Origin of the sequence: Alkalilimnicola ehrlichii (assembly GCF_003399765.1) — a bacterium.
Taxonomy (GTDB): Bacteria; Pseudomonadota; Gammaproteobacteria; order Nitrococcales; family AK92; genus AK92.
This window is the reverse complement of sequence record NZ_NFZV01000007.1, coordinates 1-22,236: the sequence shown is the minus strand read 5'-3', so window position 1 is coordinate 22,236 and position 22,236 is coordinate 1. Positions and strand designations below refer to the sequence as shown.

At 59.2% G+C, this 22,236-nt stretch carries 19 protein-coding genes and 2 pseudogenes; 12 read left to right on the top strand and 9 right to left on the bottom strand.

The window, feature by feature from the left end; all coding sequences use genetic code 11:
- Positions 1-4: 4 nt before the first annotated feature.
- Both CAI21_RS08415 and CAI21_RS25550 read right to left on the bottom strand, forming a co-directional pair.
- Positions 5-1,387 (bottom strand): sigma-54-dependent transcriptional regulator, encoded by a 1,383-nt coding sequence (locus CAI21_RS08415; RefSeq protein WP_116301879.1) that lies wholly within the window; start codon positions 1,385-1,387, stop codon positions 5-7.
- A pseudogene (locus CAI21_RS25550) lies at positions 1,371-2,236 on the bottom strand (sensor histidine kinase). Before CAI21_RS25550 ends, CAI21_RS08415 begins: the two are co-directional and overlap by 17 nt.
- Before the next feature lie 897 nt (positions 2,237-3,133).
- Between CAI21_RS25550 and CAI21_RS08405 the strand changes: the two are divergent.
- From CAI21_RS08405 to CAI21_RS08375, 7 genes and pseudogenes are all read left to right on the top strand, one after another.
- Complete coding sequence (locus CAI21_RS08405) at positions 3,134-3,553, top strand: DUF4168 domain-containing protein (protein ID WP_116301878.1); 420 nt, start codon at positions 3,134-3,136, stop codon at positions 3,551-3,553.
- A 245-nt stretch (positions 3,554-3,798) separates the two neighbouring features.
- Positions 3,799-4,349: pseudogene (gene sufT / locus CAI21_RS08400) on the top strand (putative Fe-S cluster assembly protein SufT).
- Positions 4,350-4,385: 36 nt separating this feature from the next.
- On the top strand, positions 4,386-4,952 hold the full coding sequence (gene efpL, locus CAI21_RS08395; protein WP_116301877.1) for an elongation factor P-like protein EfpL: 567 nt from the start codon (positions 4,386-4,388) through the stop codon (positions 4,950-4,952).
- A gap of 123 nt (positions 4,953-5,075) precedes the next feature.
- Positions 5,076-6,563 (top strand): glutamate--cysteine ligase, encoded by a 1,488-nt coding sequence (gshA, locus tag CAI21_RS08390; RefSeq protein ID WP_116301876.1) that lies wholly within the window; start codon positions 5,076-5,078, stop codon positions 6,561-6,563.
- A gap of 42 nt (positions 6,564-6,605) precedes the next feature.
- Positions 6,606-7,511: an oxygen-dependent tRNA uridine(34) hydroxylase TrhO gene (gene trhO, locus CAI21_RS08385; RefSeq protein ID WP_116301875.1), complete on the top strand. Its 906-nt coding sequence runs from the start codon at positions 6,606-6,608 to the stop codon at positions 7,509-7,511.
- A 99-nt stretch (positions 7,512-7,610) separates the two neighbouring features.
- Positions 7,611-7,997 carry a ProQ/FINO family protein gene (locus CAI21_RS08380; protein WP_116301874.1) on the top strand — a complete coding sequence of 129 codons (387 nt, stop codon included), beginning with the start codon at positions 7,611-7,613 and terminating at the stop codon, positions 7,995-7,997.
- A gap of 179 nt (positions 7,998-8,176) precedes the next feature.
- Positions 8,177-9,010, top strand: coding sequence for an undecaprenyl-diphosphate phosphatase (locus tag CAI21_RS08375; RefSeq protein WP_116301873.1), 834 nt, complete (start codon positions 8,177-8,179; stop codon positions 9,008-9,010).
- A gap of 42 nt (positions 9,011-9,052) precedes the next feature.
- Here the strand turns inward: CAI21_RS08375 and CAI21_RS08370 are convergent, their stop codons facing one another.
- The 7 genes from CAI21_RS08370 to CAI21_RS08340 all read right to left on the bottom strand — a co-directional run bounded on the left by CAI21_RS08370 (position 9,053) and on the right by CAI21_RS08340 (position 16,279).
- Complete coding sequence (locus CAI21_RS08370) at positions 9,053-10,078, bottom strand: metal-dependent hydrolase (RefSeq protein WP_116301872.1); 1,026 nt, start codon at positions 10,076-10,078, stop codon at positions 9,053-9,055.
- The gene (locus tag CAI21_RS08365) at positions 10,078-11,220 is read right to left on the bottom strand and encodes a lipocalin-like domain-containing protein (RefSeq protein WP_116301871.1); all 1,143 of its coding nucleotides are present in this window, start codon (positions 11,218-11,220) and stop codon (positions 10,078-10,080) included. The genes CAI21_RS08370 and CAI21_RS08365 overlap by 1 nt, the downstream gene beginning before the upstream one ends.
- A gap of 2 nt (positions 11,221-11,222) precedes the next feature.
- Entirely contained in the window at positions 11,223-13,721 is a 2,499-nt protein-coding gene (locus CAI21_RS08360) for an ABC transporter permease (protein ID WP_258868072.1), read from the bottom strand.
- Positions 13,718-14,401, bottom strand: a complete 684-nt coding sequence (locus CAI21_RS08355) for an ABC transporter ATP-binding protein (protein ID WP_116301870.1) — start codon at positions 14,399-14,401, stop codon at positions 13,718-13,720. The genes CAI21_RS08360 and CAI21_RS08355 overlap by 4 nt, the downstream gene beginning before the upstream one ends.
- Positions 14,402-14,413: 12 nt before the next feature.
- Positions 14,414-14,797 carry a hypothetical protein gene (locus CAI21_RS08350; RefSeq protein ID WP_116301869.1) on the bottom strand — a complete coding sequence of 128 codons (384 nt, stop codon included), beginning with the start codon at positions 14,795-14,797 and terminating at the stop codon, positions 14,414-14,416.
- 36 nt (positions 14,798-14,833) lie between these two features.
- Positions 14,834-15,700: an ion transporter gene (locus tag CAI21_RS08345; protein ID WP_116301868.1), complete on the bottom strand. Its 867-nt coding sequence runs from the start codon at positions 15,698-15,700 to the stop codon at positions 14,834-14,836.
- A 144-nt stretch (positions 15,701-15,844) separates the two neighbouring features.
- Positions 15,845-16,279 (bottom strand): hypothetical protein, encoded by a 435-nt coding sequence (locus CAI21_RS08340; protein WP_147305059.1) that lies wholly within the window; start codon positions 16,277-16,279, stop codon positions 15,845-15,847.
- 300 nt (positions 16,280-16,579) lie between these two features.
- Between CAI21_RS08340 and CAI21_RS08335 the strand changes: the two genes are divergently transcribed.
- The 5 genes from CAI21_RS08335 (at position 16,580) to CAI21_RS08315 (ending at position 21,749) form a co-directional block, all read left to right on the top strand.
- Entirely contained in the window at positions 16,580-17,941 is a 1,362-nt protein-coding gene (locus tag CAI21_RS08335) for a M20 family metallopeptidase (protein ID WP_220347802.1), read from the top strand.
- 277 nt (positions 17,942-18,218) lie between these two features.
- Positions 18,219-19,391, top strand: a complete 1,173-nt coding sequence (locus tag CAI21_RS08330) for a hypothetical protein (RefSeq protein ID WP_116301866.1) — start codon at positions 18,219-18,221, stop codon at positions 19,389-19,391.
- Positions 19,392-19,394: 3 nt separating this feature from the next.
- The gene (locus CAI21_RS08325) at positions 19,395-20,549 is read left to right on the top strand and encodes a PorV/PorQ family protein (RefSeq protein ID WP_116301865.1); all 1,155 of its coding nucleotides are present in this window, start codon (positions 19,395-19,397) and stop codon (positions 20,547-20,549) included.
- A 206-nt stretch (positions 20,550-20,755) separates the two neighbouring features.
- The gene (locus CAI21_RS08320) at positions 20,756-21,436 is read left to right on the top strand and encodes a DedA family protein (protein ID WP_116301864.1); all 681 of its coding nucleotides are present in this window, start codon (positions 20,756-20,758) and stop codon (positions 21,434-21,436) included.
- Positions 21,437-21,530: 94 nt separating this feature from the next.
- A complete protein-coding gene (locus CAI21_RS08315) occupies positions 21,531-21,749 on the top strand; it encodes a hypothetical protein (protein WP_116301863.1) in 219 nt (72 codons plus the stop codon).
- Positions 21,750-22,236 lie beyond the last annotated feature (487 nt).

The following is a 22,236-nucleotide window of genomic DNA, read 5'->3' as shown; positions in this document are numbered from 1 at the left end:
GTCGTTAGTCTTCCACTTCGCTACCCAGACGACGGTACAACGTGCGTCGGCCAATACCAAGCAAGGCAGCCGCTCGACGTTTATTGCCATCGACGAGCTCCAGCACGTGACGAATGTAACGCTGCTCCAACTCTTCAAGCGTGGGTAGCATCGGGCCATCGATTAAGCCTTCCATCAAACTGCTTGAACTTGCCTGCAACTGCTCCGGGCTGCCCTGAATCCGGTTCGGTAGATGCTCAACCCCGATTGTCCCGCCATGGCAAAACGTTACCGCACGCTCGACGGCATTTTGCAACTCGCGCACGTTGCCCGGAAAGCCGTATGCCCGTAAGCGCTCTAAAGCGGCGCTGGAAAAGCTTTGGATTCGACGCTCCATCTGCGCGCTGAACCGCTCCAAAAAGCGCGCCGCTAAAAGCTCCAAGTCATCCTCCCGCTCTCGCAAAGGCGGCACGTTAAGGGTGAAGGTTTCCAATCGAAAGAAAAGATCTTCCCGGAAATCGGAGTCTCCCCGCAGAGCATCCAAGTCGCGGTTAGTTGCCGCGATAATCCGCACATCGACCGGCACTTCTTTTTCGCTGCCTACGGGGCGAATACTGCCTTCCTGCAATACGCGTAACAACTTCGCCTGCAACGCAAGCGGCATCTCGCCAATTTCGTCAAGAAAGAGCGATCCGCCGTCGGCTTGCCGAAACAAACCCTTACGCGCCTTCGCCGCCCCGGTAAAAGCGCCGGTCTCGTGCCCGAAAAACTCGCTCTCCAACAACTCGGCCGGAATGCCGGCGCAGTTGACGGCCATAAACGGCCCGGCGGCGCGGTCGCTTTCCTCGTGTACCGCCTTCGCCACCAACTCCTTGCCGGTACCGCTTTCGCCGATGATCAACACAGGGCCGCTGGCCTTAGCCAGCTGGCGGATTTGATCGAACAGCACTCGCATCGGACGGCTTTGCCCGACCATGCCGTGAAAACTGGAATCGTCCAACAACTCCCGGAAACGCCGCACTTCGCCACGCAGCTTACGGGTGTCGAGAATGCGTCGCACGCAAAGTAGAAAGTGCTCAAGGTCGAGCGGCTTGGTAAGAAACTCGTCGGCTCCGGCCTTTAACGCTGCTACCGCCTGCGCAATGCTGCCAAACGCGGTAATCACCAGAAACGACGGCGGTGCATGTATACCGCGCACGCGCTCCAACAGCTCCATCCCGTCGGCGCCCGGCAAACGAATATCGCTAATCACCAAATCCGGCTCGGTACGCGACAACTGAGCCAAGGCCTCCTCGGCGCTACCGACCGCATACACGTCAATGCCGGCATCCTCTAATTCCTCGGCCAGAAGGCGCCTGAGCCCCGCGTCGTCCTCGACCAGCAATACTCGCTCAACCCGCTCGCTCACTCTCAACCTCCTTTGCAGCCTTCGGAATGCGCATCCGGAACAAAGCCCCCCCTAACTCGCTCGCATCGACCTCAATCTCTCCCCCATGCTCTTTGACAACACCGTGTACGACGGCCAGACCTAGTCCGGTACCTTCACCAACCGGCTTGGTGGTAAAAAAGGCTCAAACAGCGACGACCTAACGTCGTCGAGGATACCGGGCCCGTCATCCTCGACCACGAACTGAACGTCGTCGCCGACTTCCTCCCAACTCATCCGAACCTGACCGCCCGGCGTCGCTTGCGCCGCATTCCGTAATAGGTTGACCAACGCCTGCTCCAAGCGCACCGGATCAACTTCTAGATTGGGCGCCGAGCGCGGTTCGACCAACTTCAACGACGCCCGGTAACGCTCGAACTCACCCTCCATCGCGGTCGCTGCCGCAGTAACCAACTGCGAGGACAAGGTAGTGCGGCGTCGCTGCCCCGGCACACGCCCGAAGTCGAGAAGCTGCCGTATGATATGGCTCAATCGCTGAACTTCGTAACGAATACTTTCCAGGTTAGCAATCTGCTTTTCATCCAGGCTCGGGTCCCGCAGCCCCCGCTGGGCCTTACCGTCGATGACGCTCAGCGGCGTCCCCAACTCGTGCGCGACACCCGCGGCCAAACGACCGATCGCCGCCATTTTCTCCGCCTGCCGCAACTGCTGTTCCAGCTCCGCCTGCGCATTCTTACGGGCCACCAGCTCGCGCTCGGCACGGGCCATACTATCGAGCATGCCGTTTAATGCCTTGCCAAGCTCGGCGATCTCCCGCGGCCCTTCGGCGACGGCTCTGTGCTCTCGTTCGCCCCGCTCAACGCGTGCCATACTCTCTGTCAGCGCTTGCAAATGACGGCCAATCGCGGCGCGATGGCCCCACATGATCATCCCGCCCGTTAACAGAACCAACAGCAACATCAATGCCAACGCTTGCGCACGAAGCTGGCGAATATCCTCGGCGAAGTCCGAATGCCGGCGAGTAACCTGCAACAAACCGTTGATTTGCCCACCCGGCCCGACCAAGGGCAGGAAATAGGAGTAGACGGTACGCCCTTCGATGCGTTCGTACTCGCCCGTGCCGCCACGGTCAGACGCTAAACGCTCCACCTCCGTCTGACTGGCCGCGGGCCGAACCGCGCCGACAGAGGCGATAAGTTTGCCATCCTTGTCATAGACATAAGCCCCGTAGACCTGTCGAATCTGAAACACCGACGCCAGCGCTTGCTCGACGTTACCGGCCCAGCCTTGCTCCAAGCTGTAACTGACCGGCAGCCGAATAGCCCGCGCCACCAGCTCGACATCCTGCTGCAAACGCTTCTCGGTCCCCTCCTCCACTGTCCATAACAAGAGATAGCTAAATACGGCCATAGCCAGCATAAGCGGGACGACGACACGTAATATGAGCGTTAATCTGAGGCTGATCTTGGACCCTTTCACAGTGTATCCTTCTTACTCATGTGTCATTTCGACACACTAAAACGGCTTAATATTAGGTGCAAGGACTCCTGCCACAGCACTTTCACCTTCCCTAGCAACAGGCTTGCCGAGAGTGCGGTAACAGGCCGTCGCAAAATAGCTGCAAGTCAATGCTGACGGCTTTCTGCAGCGCATTCCTCCCTGCTAACCGGTCGGTAACGGCCCTAGCATTCGTCACCGAGCAGAAAACTCTTGGCACATCTCCTGCAACATTCCGGCCGACGACAATTCATCCCAAAGGAGGATTACATGCGCAACATCGTTACCTACACCAGCCGTGCTGCCGTACTGAGTCTGCTGCTTGCTGCGCCGATGGCGTTCGCACAGGGCACGATGGGTGCTCAAGGTCAGCAAGAAGCGCCGGCCCAGACCTACGAGGCTCCGACCGGCCAGCAACAGGCTGCGGACTTCTCCGACGACTCTTTGAACCAGTTCGCCGACTCCTATGTCGATATTCTGGATATCCAGCAGGACTTCACGGCGCGCTTAGAAGGTGCCGAAGATCCGGAGCAGGCCCAGCAGCTACAGCAGGAAGCCAACGAAGAGATGGTGCAAGCCATCGAAGACAATGGCCTCAGCGTTCAGGAGTACACTGAAATCGCGCGGGCTATGGACACCGATCCGGAGCTGCGCCAACAGGTTGTCGAGCTGGTGACTGCACGCCGCTAAGCCCTGACTCCCCGGCCTTTTTCAAGGACCTGTGACACTCCTTTTGAGCCCCCGCCCCGGCGGGGGCTTTTCTTTGGGTACATCACGTTTTGGTGAGGTGGGTGTATTGTTGGGGGTGTTTTCTGGTGTTGGTGGTTAAGGGTTGGGCGCTGCGCACCACCCCACACCCAACACGGAACATTCAGTGTTTCTCCAGGCTTTGGTAAAATACCCGCGCCAAAACCATTTCCGTCAGGAGGCCTGACATGCGTGGCCCACATAACGAACCGGTTATTTTCCAGCGCGACTGCGATGCGGTAATGATTCCCGGCGGCGATACCGGTACGATCCCGATGGGTGCCGAAGGCGTGCTGACCCAAGCGCTGGGCGGCAGTTTTACCGTCTACATTCAAGGCAACCTGTTTCGCATCGCCGGCGTCGACGCGATGCCATCGGCAAAGAAGTGCCAGAACCGCCGACGCTCCCTGAGAACGCGACGGAAAAAGACGTCGAAGACCTCATCTGGGCGCAGATCGCTACCTGTTACGATCCGGAGATTCCGATTAACATCGTCGAGTTGGGGCTGGTATACGAGTGCAACATCACCCCGCTAGGCTTCGACGAGCGTCAGGTCGATATCAAAATGACACTGACCGCGCCCGGCTGCGGCATGGGCGACGTGCTTGCCGACGACGTGCGCGATAAAGTGCTCATGGTACCGACCGTGGTCCAGACAAGTGTTGAGATCGTATTCGATCCGCCCTGGAACTACGACATGATGTCGGAAGCAGCCAAGTTGCAAACCGGGCTGCTATAATCCGCGGCTCATAATAAACAATAAGGGCGTCATCGCATGCCGAAAGCCTCTGAAATTAAGAAAGGCTCTATCGTCGAGATCGACGGCGAACCGCATATTGCGCGCCAGGTCGAGGTGAAGAGCCCCTCCTCCCGAAGCGGCACGACGCTTTACAAGATTCGCTTCGTCAACCTGCGAACCGGGCAAAAGCAGGACGCAAGCTGCAAGGGCGACGACGGCTTCGGCAGCATCGATTTCCTGCGCCGGGAAGTGCAGTTCTCCTTCCGCGACGGCGAAGACTACACCTTCATGGACAATGAAGACTTCAGCCAGCACACCCTCAGCGGGGAAGAACTCGGCGAACAAGCCGGCTACTTGACCGAAGGCCTATCCGGCATCATGGCATTGCTAGTGGAAGATCGGTTGGTCGGTATAGAGCTGCCGCAGTCGGTCAACCTGGAAATTGTCGATACAGCGCCCGGTATCAAAGGTGCCAGCGCCACCGGCCGCACCAAACCGGCAACCCTCAGTACGGGTATCGAAATCCAGGTTCCCGAGTACCTTGCTGTAGGCGAGGTGGTACGCGTTAACACCGAAACCGGTAAATTCATGTCCCGCGCCTGATCCTCTCGCGGGACACGGCCCCTCGAATTAAGGAAACTGCGTTTTGTTCCGAGCTTCGACTAGGCGGCTTGCACAACTTCGGCAGGAAGCAGACCCCGCCCTACTTACTGCCGGCAAAAGGGCATCGAGAAGGAAAGCCTGCGGGTCAACCTTGACGGCGAAATCGCCCAGACGCCGCACCCCAGGGCGTTGGGTTCGGCGCTTACCCATCCGTGTATCACGACCGATTACTCCGAGGCTCTGCTTGAGTTCATCACGCCGCCCTATCCGGAGTTAAGTGATACCTTACGGGCCTTAGGCGATATTCACGCTTTCGTTTACCGCAACCTCGACCAAGAGCTGCTATGGGCAACCAGCATGCCCTGTGTCGTGGGCGGCGATGAAAGCATCCCTATCGCTGAGTACGGCAGCTCTAACGTCGGCCGAATGAAGCATATATATCGTCGCGGCCTCGACCATCGTTATGGCCGTATCATGCAAGCGATTGCCGGGGTGCACTTCAACTATTCGCTGCCCGAAGCGTTCTGGCCGGCCTATCAACGCGTATTGGGGGAGCAAGGCTCGTTAAAGAATTTCCGCAGCGAGCATTATTTTCGGCTCATCCGCAACTTCCAACGTCACGGCTGGTTGATTTCGTATTTATTCGGCGCATCCCCCGCCTTATGCCGCTCGTTTCTGGCCGGCCGAGAACACAACTTTGCCCAGTTCGAACAACACACGCTGTACGCTCCCCACGCGACCTCGCTGCGCATGAGCGATATCGGCTACAAGAACAAGGCGCAAGCGGGACTTAAGGTCTGCTACAACACCCTCGAAACCTACATCGCCAGCCTGACGCGTGCGATTACGACACCCGCCCCCGACTATGCGGCTATCGGCACGCAAGTCGACGGCACCTGGCGACAGCTGAACACGAATATTCTACAGATCGAGAACGAGTACTACAGTTTCATCCGTCCCAAAGCCGTTGCCGAGTCCGGCGAGCGCCCGACGCTCGCACTCGATCGCGCCGGCGTGGAGTACGTTGAAATTCGCGCGCTCGACGTCAACGCTTTCGACCCGATGGGCCTGGACGCGGCGCAACTGCGTTTTATCGAGGCCTTTCTACTGCTTTGCTTACTACAAGACAGCCCGCCCATCGATCATGACGAGCAAGCGGAAATCGGCTACAACCAAGCCCAGGTTGCCGTTCGCGGACGCGAGCCCGGCTTGACGCTGCGACGACGCGGCGAGCATATTCTACTGAGCGATTGGGCGACCCATCTCTGCGAAGCGATGGCAGAGCTTTGCGAAATCCTCGACCAAAACGAAGACGAGCCGGTCTATCAAGCGGCCTTGGACGACCAGATCGGCAAAGTGCGCGACCCTGACCTTACGCCGTCGGCACTCATGCTCAGCGATATGCGGGAGCATAACGAGAGCTTTATCGAGTTTGCGCTTCGACTCTCGACACAGCATGCGGCGTTCTTCCGCCGATGGCCGCTAAGTACGGAGGCACGCCTCGACATGGAAGCCGCCGCGGCAGCGTCCATACGCGAACAAGCCGCTATCGAGGCGGCCGATACGCTGGACTTTGAAACCTATTTGGCGAACTACTTTGCTCAGCAGTAAACTAAGCGTTTGCAGTGTTTCCGAGCCCGAGACTTCTCTCCCATGTCTGCCATTGTTATTGCCACGTTCTATAAATTTGTACCTCTCGATGACTGTCAGGAATTGCAGACACGCTTGCAGGCTCACTGCGAGGCAATCTCGTTAAGAGGCACGATCTTACTCGCCCATGAAGGCATCAATGCCACGGTGGCGGGCAACCGCTCAGCCGTAGACTCCGTCCTAAGCTGGCTCCGAGGCGACGCGCGTTTCGCCGATCTTGCCCATAAAGAGTCGACCGCCAGCGAGATACCTTTTCAACGCATGAAAGTGCGCGTTAAAAAAGAAATCGTCACGCTCGGCCAACCGGAGGCAGACCCTGTCCACCGGGTAGGCACATACGTAAAACCCCGCGACTGGAATGCGCTTATACAAGACCCGGATGTGGTGGTGATCGACACGCGCAACGATTACGAAGTCGCCATCGGCAGTTTCGAGGGCGCCATCGACCCGGGTACGGAAAAGTTCCGCGACTTTCCCGCTTATATCGAGGAAAATCTGGACAAACGGCGCCACAAGCGCGTGGCGATGTTTTGTACCGGCGGCATCCGCTGCGAAAAATCTACCAGCTATTTGCTGAATCAGGGCTTCGAAGAGGTCTATCACTTGGAAGGCGGCATTCTTAAATACCTGGAAGAGGTGCCTGAGGAAAACAGCCTTTGGCGAGGCGAGTGCTTCGTCTTCGACGAACGAGTCGCAGTCAAGCACGGATTGGCGCTCGGCAGTTATGACGCTTGCCGCGGCTGCGGCCGTCCGATCAGCGAAGCGGACAAAGCGGCGGCGACTTACGAGGAGGGCGTTTGCTGCCCACACTGCCACGCTACGCTCGCTAAGGAACAACGCGAGCGTTTGCGAGAAGCGCACAAACAACGTTTACTAGCCCGTCGCCGACAAAAGGCGCAACCTGCCTGAGGTGCAGCTTGTCGCGGACTTGAGCTTTGGCATTTCCCTTCGCCAAGGCATTTCTGCGACAATCGCAACGGCCGAGATTAACGCTTATGGAAAGCTATCATGTCAAAGAGTGAGAACGAGAAGCTGAAACGCGCGCAGAGAACGCGGGAATTCCTTGCCCAGCTGGCGGAGCGCTACCCTCAGTGCTTCACGCGCGATCCGGCCAAAATCAGGCCGCTGGCGATCGGGATTCAACACAAGCTGCGGGAAGAGTTAAATGCCGATGACGAGTGGAAAGAGACGCCAAACTGGCTTATCCGGCAGGCGCTCGCCCTGTACACTCGCTCCGGCGCCTACCTTAACGCTATTGTCGAAGCCCGCCCGCGCATTAACCTAGACGGCAGCGAAGCCGGCACGGTCACCGAGCAAGAACAGGCGCACGGCAAAGAACGGTTGGAAGCCTGGAAGAAGCGGCGGGCAGAACGACAAAAACCAAAAACCGCGTAAGCCGCGCAAGCCTACGATCAGTGCCGAGGAGCAAACCCAGCGCAAACTGGAAGCCCTCGCCAAGAAATTCTCGAAAAATTAATTCGCCGGCAGGATGCCGGCCGAGCCGGGCCGATGGCGCTCCCAAGCAAGCGCCTTGCGCTTAGGCTCGCGGCTATATCATCTAGGACGACATCATTATGAGCCTGCTAGAGATTATCGTCCTTGCCGTGCTGCAAGGACTCACCGAGTTTCTCCCCATTTCCAGCTCGGCCCACCTGATTCTGGTGCCCCTGCTTACCGAGTGGAAAGATCAAGGGCTAGCCTTCGATGTTGCCATTCACATCGGCTCGTTAATTGCCGTCATGCTTTACTTCCGGCGCGAAATTCAACGCATGACTTGGCAGTGGGTCGAATCGGTACGCCGGCGGGATGTCAGCAACCAGGACGCTCGTCTGGCCTGGGCCGTCGTCTGGGGCACGATTCCGGTCGGGCTCGCGGGCCTGGCGCTGAAGGGGCTGATCGAAGGCGATATGCGCACCGATATCGGCGGTGTGGTCATGGCCGTCTCGCTCATCGTGTTCGGCTTGCTGCTGGGCTGGGCCGACTGGAAGCATCGCGGTACTCGCAACGAGTACAACCTGACCTGGAAAGACGTGCTGATTATCGGCTGCGCGCAAGCTATCGCCCTGATTCCGGGCACATCGCGCTCCGGCATCACGATCACCGCCGGCCTCATGGTGGGCTTGAGCCGCGAGGCTTCAGCCCGATTTTCCTTCCTGCTGTCGATTCCGGTGATCATTCTCGCGGGGGGCCTGATGACGGTGGACCTGATCCGCGTGCAAACCGAAGTCGACTGGTGGTCGATGTTCCTCGGCATCGTTATCTCGGGCATCAGCGCGTATCTTTGCATCCATTATTTCTTGGCCTTCATTCGCCGGATCGGGATGCAGCCGTTCGTCATCTATCGCCTTGTGCTCGGCGGCATACTGCTGTACATCTTTTTACCGCCGTTGCTGCGGGCTGCCGGCTAAAACAGATGGCGGCGCCGGAGCGGTAAGGCTCCGGCGCCGCCTTCAGCGCCCCAGTATCCGCTCCCATAGCTCTTGCAGGCTGTCGCGGTCGCGCTCGCGCTCGACTTCGGGCGCAATGGTTTCTATGGTGATCTGGTAACGGCCGCTCGGGTCGGGCACCAAACGGTAGCTGAACACGAAATCGCGCTCCGTCTCCATGAACTCGAAGGCCTGCCCGTAGCGCATATCGTGCACATAGAGCCCGTCGCTGCGTCGCTCGACCTTGAAGTAACCGTTACTCACTCTATCCAGTCGACGCACCGCCTCCTCGTTCCTGAACGGCCGGAGCAAATGGTGGTTCTTGCGGAACGACTTGAACTCGATATCCGACGTCGAATCGAGCCGCGAATGGAAACCGACCCAAAATCGATCGTCGGTTTCGGCGATCCCCCGCCAGAGGATGTTATTGAACAGGGTTGGCTTGACGAACAAGCGGTCCGCTTGAATCCCCTGGACATGCAGCTGTTCTTCGAAAACCGACTGTACGTGAATCTTGTTGATCAGAGTAAAACCAAGATAGGCCGCACTTAATGCCATCGCGCCATAGCCTAGCCATTGCCGGGCCGGCCGCTCCCGCCGAAGGAAAAAGATAATCGGCACCGCTATCAATAACGGCAGGGTAAACAGCGGATCGATAACGGAGATGCTGGCGATGGTAAACGCCGTGTTGTCGAACGGCAGAAACAACTGGATGCCATAGCTGGTAAAGGCGTCAATCACCAGATGACTGAGCAGCACCAAACCGCACAACAACGACCACCGCACCCAGGAAACGCCATCGCGGCGGTACAGACGACTCAGCGCCCAGCCCAACAAAGGCGTCAGTAAGGCTATAAACAACAACGAATGCGTGATGCCGCGGTGAAAGGTCAACGCGTTGAGGTCGCTCATCATGGCGCCGATCGGCACATCGATATCGGGCACCAAAGAGATGGCCGCGCCCCACAGAATGGCCTTATTGCCGATGCGTCGCCCTAGCACCGCGTTGCCAATCGCGCCGCCGAGCAAAATATGGCTCAATGAATCCATTAGTACCCCGTCAACTCCATATACCCTTGCCCGCTCACCGGCTCGCCATTAGCCGAACCTTCCACTCGCAAGGCGCCTTCCCAATAACGAAACGCGCCGCGCAACTCCTGATCGTGCAGACGCGGTATCAGTTCCAACTCCAACCCCTCGGCCGGAACGCGCATGCGCCAGCGCAGCGGATAGCGGGTACCGTCCCCCAACGGGCTCGACCAGTACTCAAGCGGCTCCGCCTCGACCTCGCCATAGCGCAAAGCACGACTACGGCCATCGACCTCGACCAACACGCCGTGGCTCAACGGATCGATGCTGCCGTCGGCACGCCGCAAATGGAAAAACATCAATTCGCGGCCGTCGTCGAGTTGCAAGGAGAACCAGTCCCAGCCGACCTGATCCTCGCCCAGGGCGCTACTGCCCCACTCTCGATCCAACCAGCTATCGCCTGCGACCTCGAACACGGCATCGCCCAAACGCAACTCGCCTTCGGTCGCCAAACGGGTAAAGGAGTAATAGTGCGAAGCATTGCCGGCCTCGGGGCCTTTCCGGCTGTAACCGCGATCGCCCTGAAGTACCAACGGCTTGCGACTGCGCAGGCGTAGCGTAAGGCCGATACCGTCCTGCGCCGCCTCTACCCGCAAGGTCTCCCGATCGGGCGCACCGTATAACGCCCAGTCATCGAGCCACACTCGAAACGGCTCGGCCTGCGCACCGGCCAAATCCAGCGCGGCACGGGAGAAGCGTTCGAAATGATGGAATTCCTCGCCCTCGGTGTCGGTGACGGCGAAGTGCGCCATATACAGCTGATTGCTCGCCCAGAGCGAGCGCCGTGCCGGCGGCTCGGGGTTGAGGGTGAAGCGAAAAAACGTCACCTGGTAACCGAAATGCCGGCCTTGCGCCGTTTTCACATTGCCGGTCACGTACCACCATTCATGACGATACTCGGGGTGAGGCCCATGATCGGCGGGAAATTCGAACGCTCGCGGTGCTTCGACCCGGGCAAAGCCGGTCAAATCCGCCTCCCCCGCAAGAATCCCCATCACCGATAGCCGCGTCGCTTCCTCCTCTACCGGCGCCGGCCGCATCCACCAGAGCGCCAGCATGGCCAACAAGAACAACGAGGCGATCGCAAGCAACCCTTTCGCCATGGTCACTCCTCCCGCAACGCTTGCGCAGGCACGCTACGCGCCAACCGCCACGCGGGGTACGCCCCGGCAAGCAGGGCCGATACCAGCGCCAAAGCCAGCGCTTGTAGTAGCTCGCCGCCGTTAACCGAAATAAGCATACTCCAGCCGAAGGAGCGCTGATTGATTACCAGGATTAAAGCCGCCGCCATCGCAAGCCCCAACGGAATCGCAAGCAGCCCGGCAATCAACCCCAGCACGCCTGTTTGCAGGGTTACCAGCACGCCGACCTGACGAGGGGTAAACCCGGTTGCCCGCAGCACCGCAAACTCCCGCCCGCGCTCCAGCGCCAAGGCCAATAGCGCGCTCAATACGCCAATACCGGCGACGATCATGGCGAGCAAACGCAGCACATGGGTAATAGTGAACGTTTGGTCGAACACGTCGAGCGAGGCTTGGCGCAGCTCCCGGTTCAACTGCAACGACACCGGCGCACCGGCGGCGGCCGCTTGTAGATCCTCTCGCAAGGTCGATAAGGACACCCCCGGCTCGGCATGAATGCCGAGGCTATCGATGCCCGGATCGTCCCAATAGCGTTCATAGCTGCGCCGGCTAATCACCACAGCCCCTTCGCTGGTGGAGTAGTCGTACATAATGCCGACCACCGGAAAATCCCGCTCGCCTTCGGCGGTGGCCAAGCGCAGGCGATCGCCGAGTTCCACACCGTGATGAGCGGCGAACGGCTCGGTCACCAAAGCCGCGCCCGCGTCCTGAAAAGCAGGCCACAGCGCCTGCGGATCGCCTTCCTTGAAGCGGAAGCCGCTCTCGCCAAAGGGCGGAATATCGAACGCGCGTAGCCGTACTCGCTGCTCTCCCCAAGCAACACGTACGCTGCGCGTGGTACTGTACCAGTCAACGCCCTCCACCGCCGCCAAGCGCTCGATGAGCTCCGGCTCCAACCCCTCCGGCGAACCGCGCAGGGCGCTGACGTAAACATCGGCGCGCAGCGTCGACTCCAACCACAACGAGAAGGTATGGCGGAAACTGTCGACCATCACCCCAACCCCAACCACAGCGGAGACCGCGATCATCAGCGCCGCGATGGCCACGGCGGTGCGAGAAAGCCCGGCCCGGACGCTACGAGCGGCCATGCGCCCCAAAAGACCCAGCGCAGCCCCCAATGGCCGCACCAACAAACGGGTTAGAAGCAACGTCGACGCCGGAACGAGCAAGGCCGCTCCCAGAATCAACGCAAACAAGCCCGCGAAGTTCAACACCAACTGCTCGCTGCCGGCCAGCAGTAACACCCCAAGACCGATGAGCAGCACGCCGAGTCCGGCAAGATACGGTACGGCGCCGCGCGCCCGTTGCTCCAGACTGGCGCGGGCCAGAATCGCCCGTGGCGGCGCTGAGGTTGCCTCCCAGGCTGGCGCCAAGGCCGCTAGCGCGGTTGCCCCTACCCCCAGAGCAAACCCCTTGAATAGCGACAGCGGCGCCAGCTCCGGCTCCCGCACCGCGAGCACGAAATACAAATCGTTAATGGTGCGCGTCACCAGCTCCAGCAGCAACTCGCTAAGCAGGATGCCTAGCCCGATGCCGAGTGCCGTTCCCACGGCGCCGAGCACCAAAGCCTCGACCAGAATCAGCCGAAAAATCTGCGCTCGGGTAACGCCCACCGCGCGCAAGTTGCCGATCAGCGGGCGACGCTGCACGACCGAAAAGGTCATACTGTTGTAGATAAGAAAGGCACCGACCAGCAAGGCAAGCAAGCTGAAGGCGGTAAGATTCAACTGAAAGGCCGCCGTCATCTGCTCCAGCGCCGCGGCCTGATCGGCCGCGCTGACCAATTGCGCGTCGGCGGGCAGATAGCCGGCGACGGCGTCGGCCTGCCCTTGCGCAAGAATTAAATCGATACGATCCAAGCGGCCGAGCTTGCCCAGCAGCTCCTGCGCAGCCCCGATATCCATAACCAGCACATCGCGCAGGCCTTCGCGGTCGATAGCGCGCAACGGCTCCAGCAGACCCAGCACGGTAAGACCGACCTCTTGCCCCTGAACGACCACCGGCAAACGGCCGCCTTCGGCTACCCCTTGCCGTTCGGCATCGGCGGCGAGCAACAAAACGGCATTCGGCCGAAGCAACCAATCGCCGAGCGCTGCCGGCGCTCGCAGCCCGCCCAAGGCCGGACGAATGGCCCCTTCCGCCAGCGGTCGACCCCAAATCCGCAACGTGGCACCCGTTTTGCTCTGTACTTGGCCTTCCACCACCGGTGCGGCACGGTGAAAGCCGGCTTGTCGCAGTTCGGTATAGAGGCGTTCTGGCAGTCCGCCGGGACCCGGCAGTATCTGATGAGTGGTGCGGCCGGTCAGGGCCTCGTGGGAAACGCTAAAACCGCGGCTGGCACTTTGGTTGGCCAAGTCGACCGCGACGACGACGGCCACCCCCAGCGCGATCCCCAGCAGCGCCAAGCCCATTTGCCACGGGTGGCGCAAGAGGTAACGCAGGCTCGCTCGCCATAAGATCACCGTCCGGCCTCGTCTTGCAGACGACCTTCGTGGAGCCGCAAAACCCGATCGGCCCGCTCCGCCACCTCGTCGCTATGGGTGACGATCAACAGCGTCATGCCCTGCACGGCGCTGAGTTCGAACAACACGTCGAGCACACGCTCGCCAGTCTCCCAGTCCAACGTGCCGGTGGGCTCGTCGGCCAATAGCAACGAGGGCCGGTGCACCAGCGCCCGGGCGATGGCAACCCGCTGTTGCTCTCCGCCCGATAGACGCTCCGGATAGCTATTGCCCCGATCGCCAAGCCCCACGCGCTCCAGCAAGTCCAAAGCCTCCTGCCGCCGCGCCTGGCTCGTCTCGCCGGTTAGCTCCAGCGGCAGCAACAGGTTCTCGGCCACGGTCAGCGTCGGCAGCAAATTGAAGAACTGGAAGACAAAGCCGATGTGATGACGACGGAACAAGGTGCGCGCCGTTTCGTCGAGCGCTGTCAGATCCGTATCGGCAATCCGCACGCGACCGCGATCCGGACGATCGATGCCGCCGATAAGATTAAGTAGCGTCGACTTGCCCGAGCCGCTGCGGCCGACCAGGGCGACTCGCTCACCCTGGTCGATAGCGACATCGACGCCGCTAAGTACGCACCGCTCGCGCTCGCCCTCTCGGTAGCGCCTTTCGATAGCAGTTAGTTCGACCAGCGCCACGGGTTAACGACCTTAGACGAGAGAGAATAGTTGATAGAAAAACGGCCCCCAGGCCAACAGCATCAAGCCGGCAACTGCCAAATCGGTCCAGATGATCCGCGTCCAGCGGGCATAGGCTTCGGTATCGGCCTCTGCTTTAGCCTCGCTTTTCCAAACTTTGGCCATCAACACGTCAAACATGATCAGAAGAAACAAAATGGGCGCCATCGCCGGCACCACGCCGCCACGGAACAAATCCCAATTGCTCTCGTAACTTGCGGTATCGACAAGGCCGACCATAAAGACAGTGAAAAGCGATGCACCCAGCAACATCAACCGTAACACACCCAACTGACACAGGAACTGGCCGATGCCGAGTTGGGACGGGGCATTGGATTCGGTGTTTTCCGCGCTCATACAGACACTCTCACTATTGGATTGCGTTGTTCACGACTAATCGGGGCGACGCCCACTATCGGGCTGTTCGGCAAGCCTTGACTGCAATTGCTCGACTTGAACGCTCAAACGCCGCAGGTGTGCCAACATTTCCTCGCGTTCGGCATGGGCTCGTGCCTCGGCGGCGGCGCGCTTCTCGTCTTCCTCTTCCCAATGCAAGGCCTGCATCGTGTTGACGATGATACCAATGAACACGTTGAGAATCGTCAAGCTCGATATCAAAATAAAGGGAATGAAGTAGAGATAAGCATGGGGATACGCTTCCATCACCGGACGCGCGATTCCCATCGACCAGCTCTCCAGCGTCATCACCTGAAACAGCGTATACATCGACGCTCCCACCGAGCCGAACCAGTCGGGGAAAGTCGCGCCAAATAGCTGCGTTCCCATCACGCCGAAAATGTAGAAGACAAGAACCAGCAGAAAGACGATCCAACCAATGCTGGGAATGGCCGCCAGCAGCGACTCGATGATCATGCGCAAGCGGCCAATGGTGGATAACAAGCGCAGTATCCGCAGTATCCGCAAGCTACGCAGGATGGAGAACGGCCCGGAGCCCGGCACCAGCGACACACCGATGATGAAGATATCGAAAACGTTCCAACCGCTACGGAAAAAGCGCGGGCCGAAAGCATAGAGCTTGACGATCATCTCGACGACGAAAACGCCGAGTACGAAGTGTTCGACACCGCGCAGGAAGCCGCCGGCATAGGCCACCGCCGTCGGCGAGGTTTCCAAGCCTAAGGTGATCGCATTAAGCACGATTAGCGTAACGATAACGTTACGCGCCCAGGCGCCTTCAATCCATTCGCCCACACGCTGGCGAAAGGTTTGCGGCTGCGTAGTCTCCAATGCTTCGTCCATACCCTATAATACTCCCCCCGTAATCACCGCCGGGCCAGGGCGATCGATAGGCCGAGAGCGGGCATTATACCGGTCCGCGGGTGAATAAGAATGATGGCCTTGGCATCTATTCAAGCAACAGGGAAAACCCCAAGCAAGCTTAGTTTATTGTTCTAGAGCGCGTTGCGCCGCCCAAAGCAGCCTATGCACGCGTTCGCCGGCTGCGCGCGCCGCTTCGACCTGCTCCGCATTCAAGCCGTGGAGCGCGGCAGTCAGCGCCAGATCGACCTCGTCGCGCCCTGCCGAACCGCGCAAGTCGTGCACCAATCCGCGCCCCTGTCCTTCGCAAGGGTTGCCAACCTCTTCGCGAAACGCATCCCCCCGAGGACCGACCAAGCAATTGATAACGTGATGAAGGTGATAATGAATTGCTGGGGCTTTCTCCCCATCGGCAGCGAACTCGGCATGTAATAAAGCCGTTTGTAGCTGCTGCCGCACGGGATCTTGCTCAGCCGCGCTAAGCAACGGCAATGCACAGCCTAAACATAATAGCCAAGCACATACTTGCTTCCGTAAGCCATCAACAAGATGCTTAGGCATATCGGTGTTCTCCTCGGGAAACACGGAATCACTCCCTTACCCCTCCGACCAAACGAGCCTGGCCGGAGACACATCGCAGCTCGCCGGCAAATGCAATGACCGTCGTCCCAAACGTACGACGCTGTCGAACCGAAACGGCTTGAGAGCTCGAGTAGGAGTACGAACCTTAGGAAGACGCGTTGAATTAGACAATATGCCCGGTTGCGACAAGAAGGAATAGACCAAACGCTACAGACCGGTAGTTCTTAACCGCCAAAAGCTTGGCGAATCAATTTGGGAATACTAAGTAAGGGCCCTGGCATGGATATTCAAAAGACCCGTCGGCGGATTGAGGAAATCTGGGACAACAGCATCATTCCAACCTTAGCCGAATACATCCGAATTCCGAACAAATCGCCGCACTTCGACCCACATTGGGTAGAAAACGGCCATATGGACGCAGCGGTAGCGCTTATCGAAGCTTGGTGCAGGCAGCACGCTCTGCCGGGCATGACGCTTGAAGTGATACGCTTACCTGGCCGCACCCCGCTACTATATATGGACATCCCCGGCACGGGAGACGATTGCGTTCTACTCTACGGGCACCTTGACAAACAACCCGAAATGTCCGGTTGGCATCCGGAACTAGACCCTTGGAAACCCGTGCTTAAAGACGACAAGTTATACGGCCGAGGCGGCGCCGACGACGGCTATGCTGCGTTCGCCTCCTTAACCGCGCTCCGACTGCTGCACGAGCAGGGCATTTCTCATTCGCGCTGCGTCATCCTGATCGAAGCCTGCGAGGAATCAGGCAGCTACGACCTCCCCTTTTATATCGATGCGCTGGCCCATCGCATTGGCACGCCGAGCTTGGTGGTATGCCTCGACTCCGGTTGCGGAAACTACGAGCAACTCTGGTGCACTACCTCGCTACGCGGTATGGCCAGCGGCGTGCTGCGCTGCCATGTCCTTGCCGAAGGCGTGCATTCGGGCGATGCCAGCGGCATCGTGCCGTCAAGCTTTCGCATTCTTCGCCAACTACTCGATCGGCTGGAAGACCCAGCTACCGGCGCGATTCTGCCGGCAGCGTTTCACGCGGACATCCCTGCCGAACGCTATCGACAAGCACAGGCTGCCGCGCAAGTACTCGGCGACGGCGTGTTCAACAAGTTCGCCTTAAAAGGCGACACGCGCCCAGTTACAACCGATCGCGCCGAACTGATCCTGAACCGAACCTGGCGCCCGGCGCTTGCGGTTACCGGAGCCGCCGGCCTACCTCCGCTTGAGAACGCGGGTAATGTTCTACGGCCTAGCACCAGCCTAAAGCTTTCGCTTCGGCTGCCGCCAATAATAGACGGAGAACTCGCCAACGCTGCGCTCAAGCGTCTGCTCGAAGCCGAACCGCCGTACGGAAGCGAGGTCGTCTTCGAACCGGAGCAGGCCGTAACCGGCTGGAACGCTCCCTCATTGGCGCCCTGGTTAGGCGAGGCTTTGGAGCAAAGTTCGCAACGCTGGTTCGGCGGACGCGCGATGTACATGGGAGAAGGCGGCAGCATTCCCTTCATGGGGATGCTTGGTGAGAAGTTCCCGCATGCGCAGTTCATGATAACCGGTGTACTTGGACCCAACTCCAACGCACACGGCCCCAACGAGTTCCTCCATATCCCGACCGCAAAAAGCTGACGGGATGCGTTGCCGATGTCATTAGCACCCATTTCAGGAGAATGTGACGGACTCGGAAACTTCGATACCCGCCTACGCTTTTGCCCTATACGCGGAAGCGACGACTACTTAAGATGCGCGGTTTTCCGAACTCGACGAAGGCCGGAACCGCTTAGGCAAGCAACTTCAGCAACATACGTGGCAGATAAGGACGTTTCCCCCGCACTGGATCCGGCGGGCCACCGGATACCTGAGCGAACCAGACGAGCTCGTACTCTACGGCTCGGCGGGAGGAACGATGAAAAGACTGTTATTACTTCTCACCCCGTTTGTGCTAGCGGGCTGCCTGGCCGACGACAGCAGCCCAGAAGCCTGTCGCTATGATGCCAATAAAGCCCTCGACCAAGGCCGATGGGACCGAGCCATCAACCTGCTCCAAAGGAGCAGCTGCCGTTCGGCGTACTCCGACGACGAGCGGCTGTTAAATCTTGCAGCCGCTCATATCGGCCGTGCCGGTTACGACATCGTCGATGTACTAGAAGAGCTTATCGATAACGACGACGGCGATGCCAGCGACCGTCTCATCGAAGCTTTCTCCCGCATGGGCGCCAGCCGCAGCAGCCTGAGCGATTTAGATCGCGCGCAGCGCTACCACCTCGATATGTGGGCCGGCGCGGCAACGAGTATGGCGCAAGCCTGCAGCAACCCGGACCACCTCGGCACACTGCATAAAGATGCCTGCCTCTTTAACGGCCTCATGGCCGCCGCCAAAACCGGTAACACGATCGGCCTATTAGTCGGGACGGACGATTTATCGACCTGGCTCAGCGGTAGCACCGACGGCCTGAGCTGCACCAACGATCGCAACGACAACGGCACAGTCGACACAGCGGAAATCACGGCTTGTTCCTTACAAGCAGCCCTGGCAGGCGGCACAAGCGGCACCTGTACCAATGGTATTGCATGGGAAGTCGAAGGTCCGTTGCCGGAAGGCCTGAGCGAATTGAATTTCGTCGATAACGTCGGTAACACCGTCGCCACGGCTACGCCGTATCGCTTTACGGTCGCTGCGGCGGGCGCTTGCGCCGGCGAAGACGACAAAGAAAGCTGGCGATTGATTGACCAACAAGAAGTGCTTGTGACGTCCGGGTTCTGTGCCCGCACCGACCTCAATAGCGAGTACGCGGAAGCGAACCCGCAGCAGGACATCTGGCCCTGCCCGGTGCTCAATGGCGAGGGCAATGGCTCGCTGACGGTAACGAATACGTTGATCACAGCGCTTAACGAAGATGCCGATACGCTGATTAGCGTTCTACCGGCCAGCCAACGCGAAGACGCGAAAGAAAACATCGACGATCTACGGCGGGATATCTGCAACGACGGTACCGCGTCCGGCTGCACTCAGGATGCCGACGGCAAATACCACATCACGCCAGCGGCCTTAGAGCATTATCTGGAAAACAGGAGCTAAGCGATGCGTCGGAATAACACATATAACGCACTCGTCGTCGCTGGCGCCTTGGCTCTTGGAGTTAGCGGCGGCGCGCAAGCAAGCAGCTACGAGTATCCTTCCCTGCACAAGGACCCGCGCGTGCTTGGCATGGGCGGCGCCAATGTCGCCGTCGGCGGACACACTCGCTCTATGTTCACCAACCCGGCAGGTTTATCGCGCGTCAAACGCGGCCTACAGGTCGACATCCTGCCGCTGCAGATCGCCCTTGGCGACAACGTGAACAGCTTTGGTAGCGACCTCACCGACGCCCTCGATATCGACGACGATGACGAGCAACGCGAAGAGCTCAACGCCGTGCTGCGCGAATACCGCGGCGAGAACCTGCACCTAGGCCTCGGAACCCTGCCTGCGGTTAGCTGGCGCGGCACCGTTGCCGGGCACGACGTCACCTTCGCCGCCGGCATGCTGGCGGACACCCAGCTCAATGTTCGCGCCCATCAAGGCATGGGTAGCGAAGGTTTGCTGGCGGTCAACGGCGGCGGCGTCTTCGGTCCGGTATTCGGTGCCTCTTACGACTGGGAACAGTTCAGCTTCGGCGCCTCGGTGAAGATGTTGGAAAGACACGGCATCAACCGCAGTTATACGGTTACGGAGATCATCGAGTACACCGACGACGACAACGACAAAGACTTCTCGGACGACGTGGTCGACGGTAGCGCCGTAGGCATCGACTTAGGCGTGATCTACGATGCCATGCCGGCGCACCCGCTACGCCCTACGGTTGGCTTTTCGCTGCTAAACGTCGGTGACATGGACTTTGGCGACGCGGGCGTCATGCCGATGACCGCGAACATCGGCGCCGCCATTCACCCCGAAGTGCCCTACATCGCCGGACTAACGCTTGCTCTTGACTATGTCGATATCTTCAACGGTTACGAGCAGGATAAGGACCGGTTAAAACGGCTGCACCTCGGAGCCGAAGCGATGATCTGGCAAAACCGGCTGACGGACTTTGCCGTCCGTGCCGGCCTGCACCAAGGTCATTTGACGGCAGGTGTAGAGATGCGGTTAGCGGCCATCAGCTTCGGCTTGATGACCTATGCCGAGGAAGTAGGCGCTTACGGTGGTCAAGACGCGGATCGGCGCTATATGGCAACCGTAAACATCGGCTGGTAAACCGCTAGCTTTCGGGAACGGTTCGGCACTTTCCACGCTCGAACCGTTCCCGGGAGTTCTTCTCCCCCCGCCGGGCTGGTATCATGTGCGATACACGCTAACCGTCTCGGCACCCCCGAGCGCGTTGCGAACATAACGAAAGAGCTTTTTCGCGCCTACTTAACGGACACCGAACCCGAGGCGACCATCCCCATCAACGGGAGGGATTGACCGTCGATACCATCACTCACTTTCTCAATGAACATCCTGGCTGGATTGGCCTGGCGTTGTTCACGATTGTCTTTATCGAGTCGCTGGTACTCGTCGGCTATCTCATACCCGCGGCCACCATTTTGTTGGCCGCCGGTGCGCTGGCCGCGACCGGTCACGCGGATTTATCGGCAGCACTCATAGGCGCGACGGCCGGCGCGGTGCTTGGCAGCACCGCCAACTATTGGGTGGGAACACGGTTTCGTCCGCAGTTACCTCAATTATGGCCATTCAGCAAGCATCCGGAGATGCTCGAACGCAACCGCCAGTTTGTCGCCCTGCACGGCGGCAAGAGCATTCTTTTGAGTCGGTTCACCAAGCCTTTGCGACCTGCGGTTCCCGCCGTAGCCGGTATGCTTGACATGAATCGCAGCCGTTTCATGACCTACAACGTACTTGGCTCCGTCCTTTGGGCGCCGGGCTACCTGTACGGCGGCTTTATGATGGCCAACTCGGCCAGCTTCGCCACGACGAACCCATTGCAGCTTTCCATGCTATTACTGCTCCTTACCGGCCTGATCTGGGGCAGTTACTTATTAGTCAAGCGCATCGTCGCCAGCCGACGCGAGCTCAGCGATATCGACCTTGAGCTTGAACTGAAAAGCCACCGTCGCCAGCAAGAATCAGGTAAAGATTAAGCTGGAACCACCGGCTTGCCCCTGCGGTCTAACGAAGGAGTATTCCCCCCACCGCAACGAGGAACACTGCTTCCATACAGGGAGGCAACCCGGCATGAAGCCTTGGCGACGATTAAAGCGCGAACTTAAGGTCATTCGACTCGGCAAGCCGGGCATGCGGTTTGCCCATCATTACCACCGCCACCAGCGACGACAAGAGCCTCGTTGGCGAGCGACGTTGTTGGTCGGCCTCGGATTTCTGCTAACGACCATCGGTGCCATTCTCGGTTTTGCCCCGGCGCGCCGGGTATTGTATTCGGCTTACCGGGCTTAGCCATATTAAGCGCCCGCCTTCGCTTTGCCGCCCACCTGCTGGATCGGATGGAGATCCTACTCCGCAAGCTTATAACCCCCGTTCGTCGCGCTTAGCAATTTCCCTTATCTTCTCTGGCGAAGCAGGCTTACCTGTGAGGTAAAGCGCTGCTCGCCGGCAATCGCTACCGTAGCGTTTTGGTGGGATGGATGTTTGGTTGTCGCAAGGTTTTTCTGTTGCGGTTAGTTTCTGGTGTTGGTGGTTTAGGGTGGTGCGCTGCGCGCAATTGATTTAGAAGGCAGGTCCCGCCCCGCACGGCGTCTGGGGTCTGCGCTTAGTCGCTATTGCCTGTAGTAATGCTTAACGCCCTGTTTCGCCCTCCTGGGCGAGTTCCTTTTGGCTCAGACCCTCCCTGGTCTTCGGCCTTCGGCTCGCTTAGCGCACCTCATTCGCTCCCGGCGAATGAGTCTTTGCGTCGCCAAAGAAAAGGAACCAAAAGAAAGGCGAC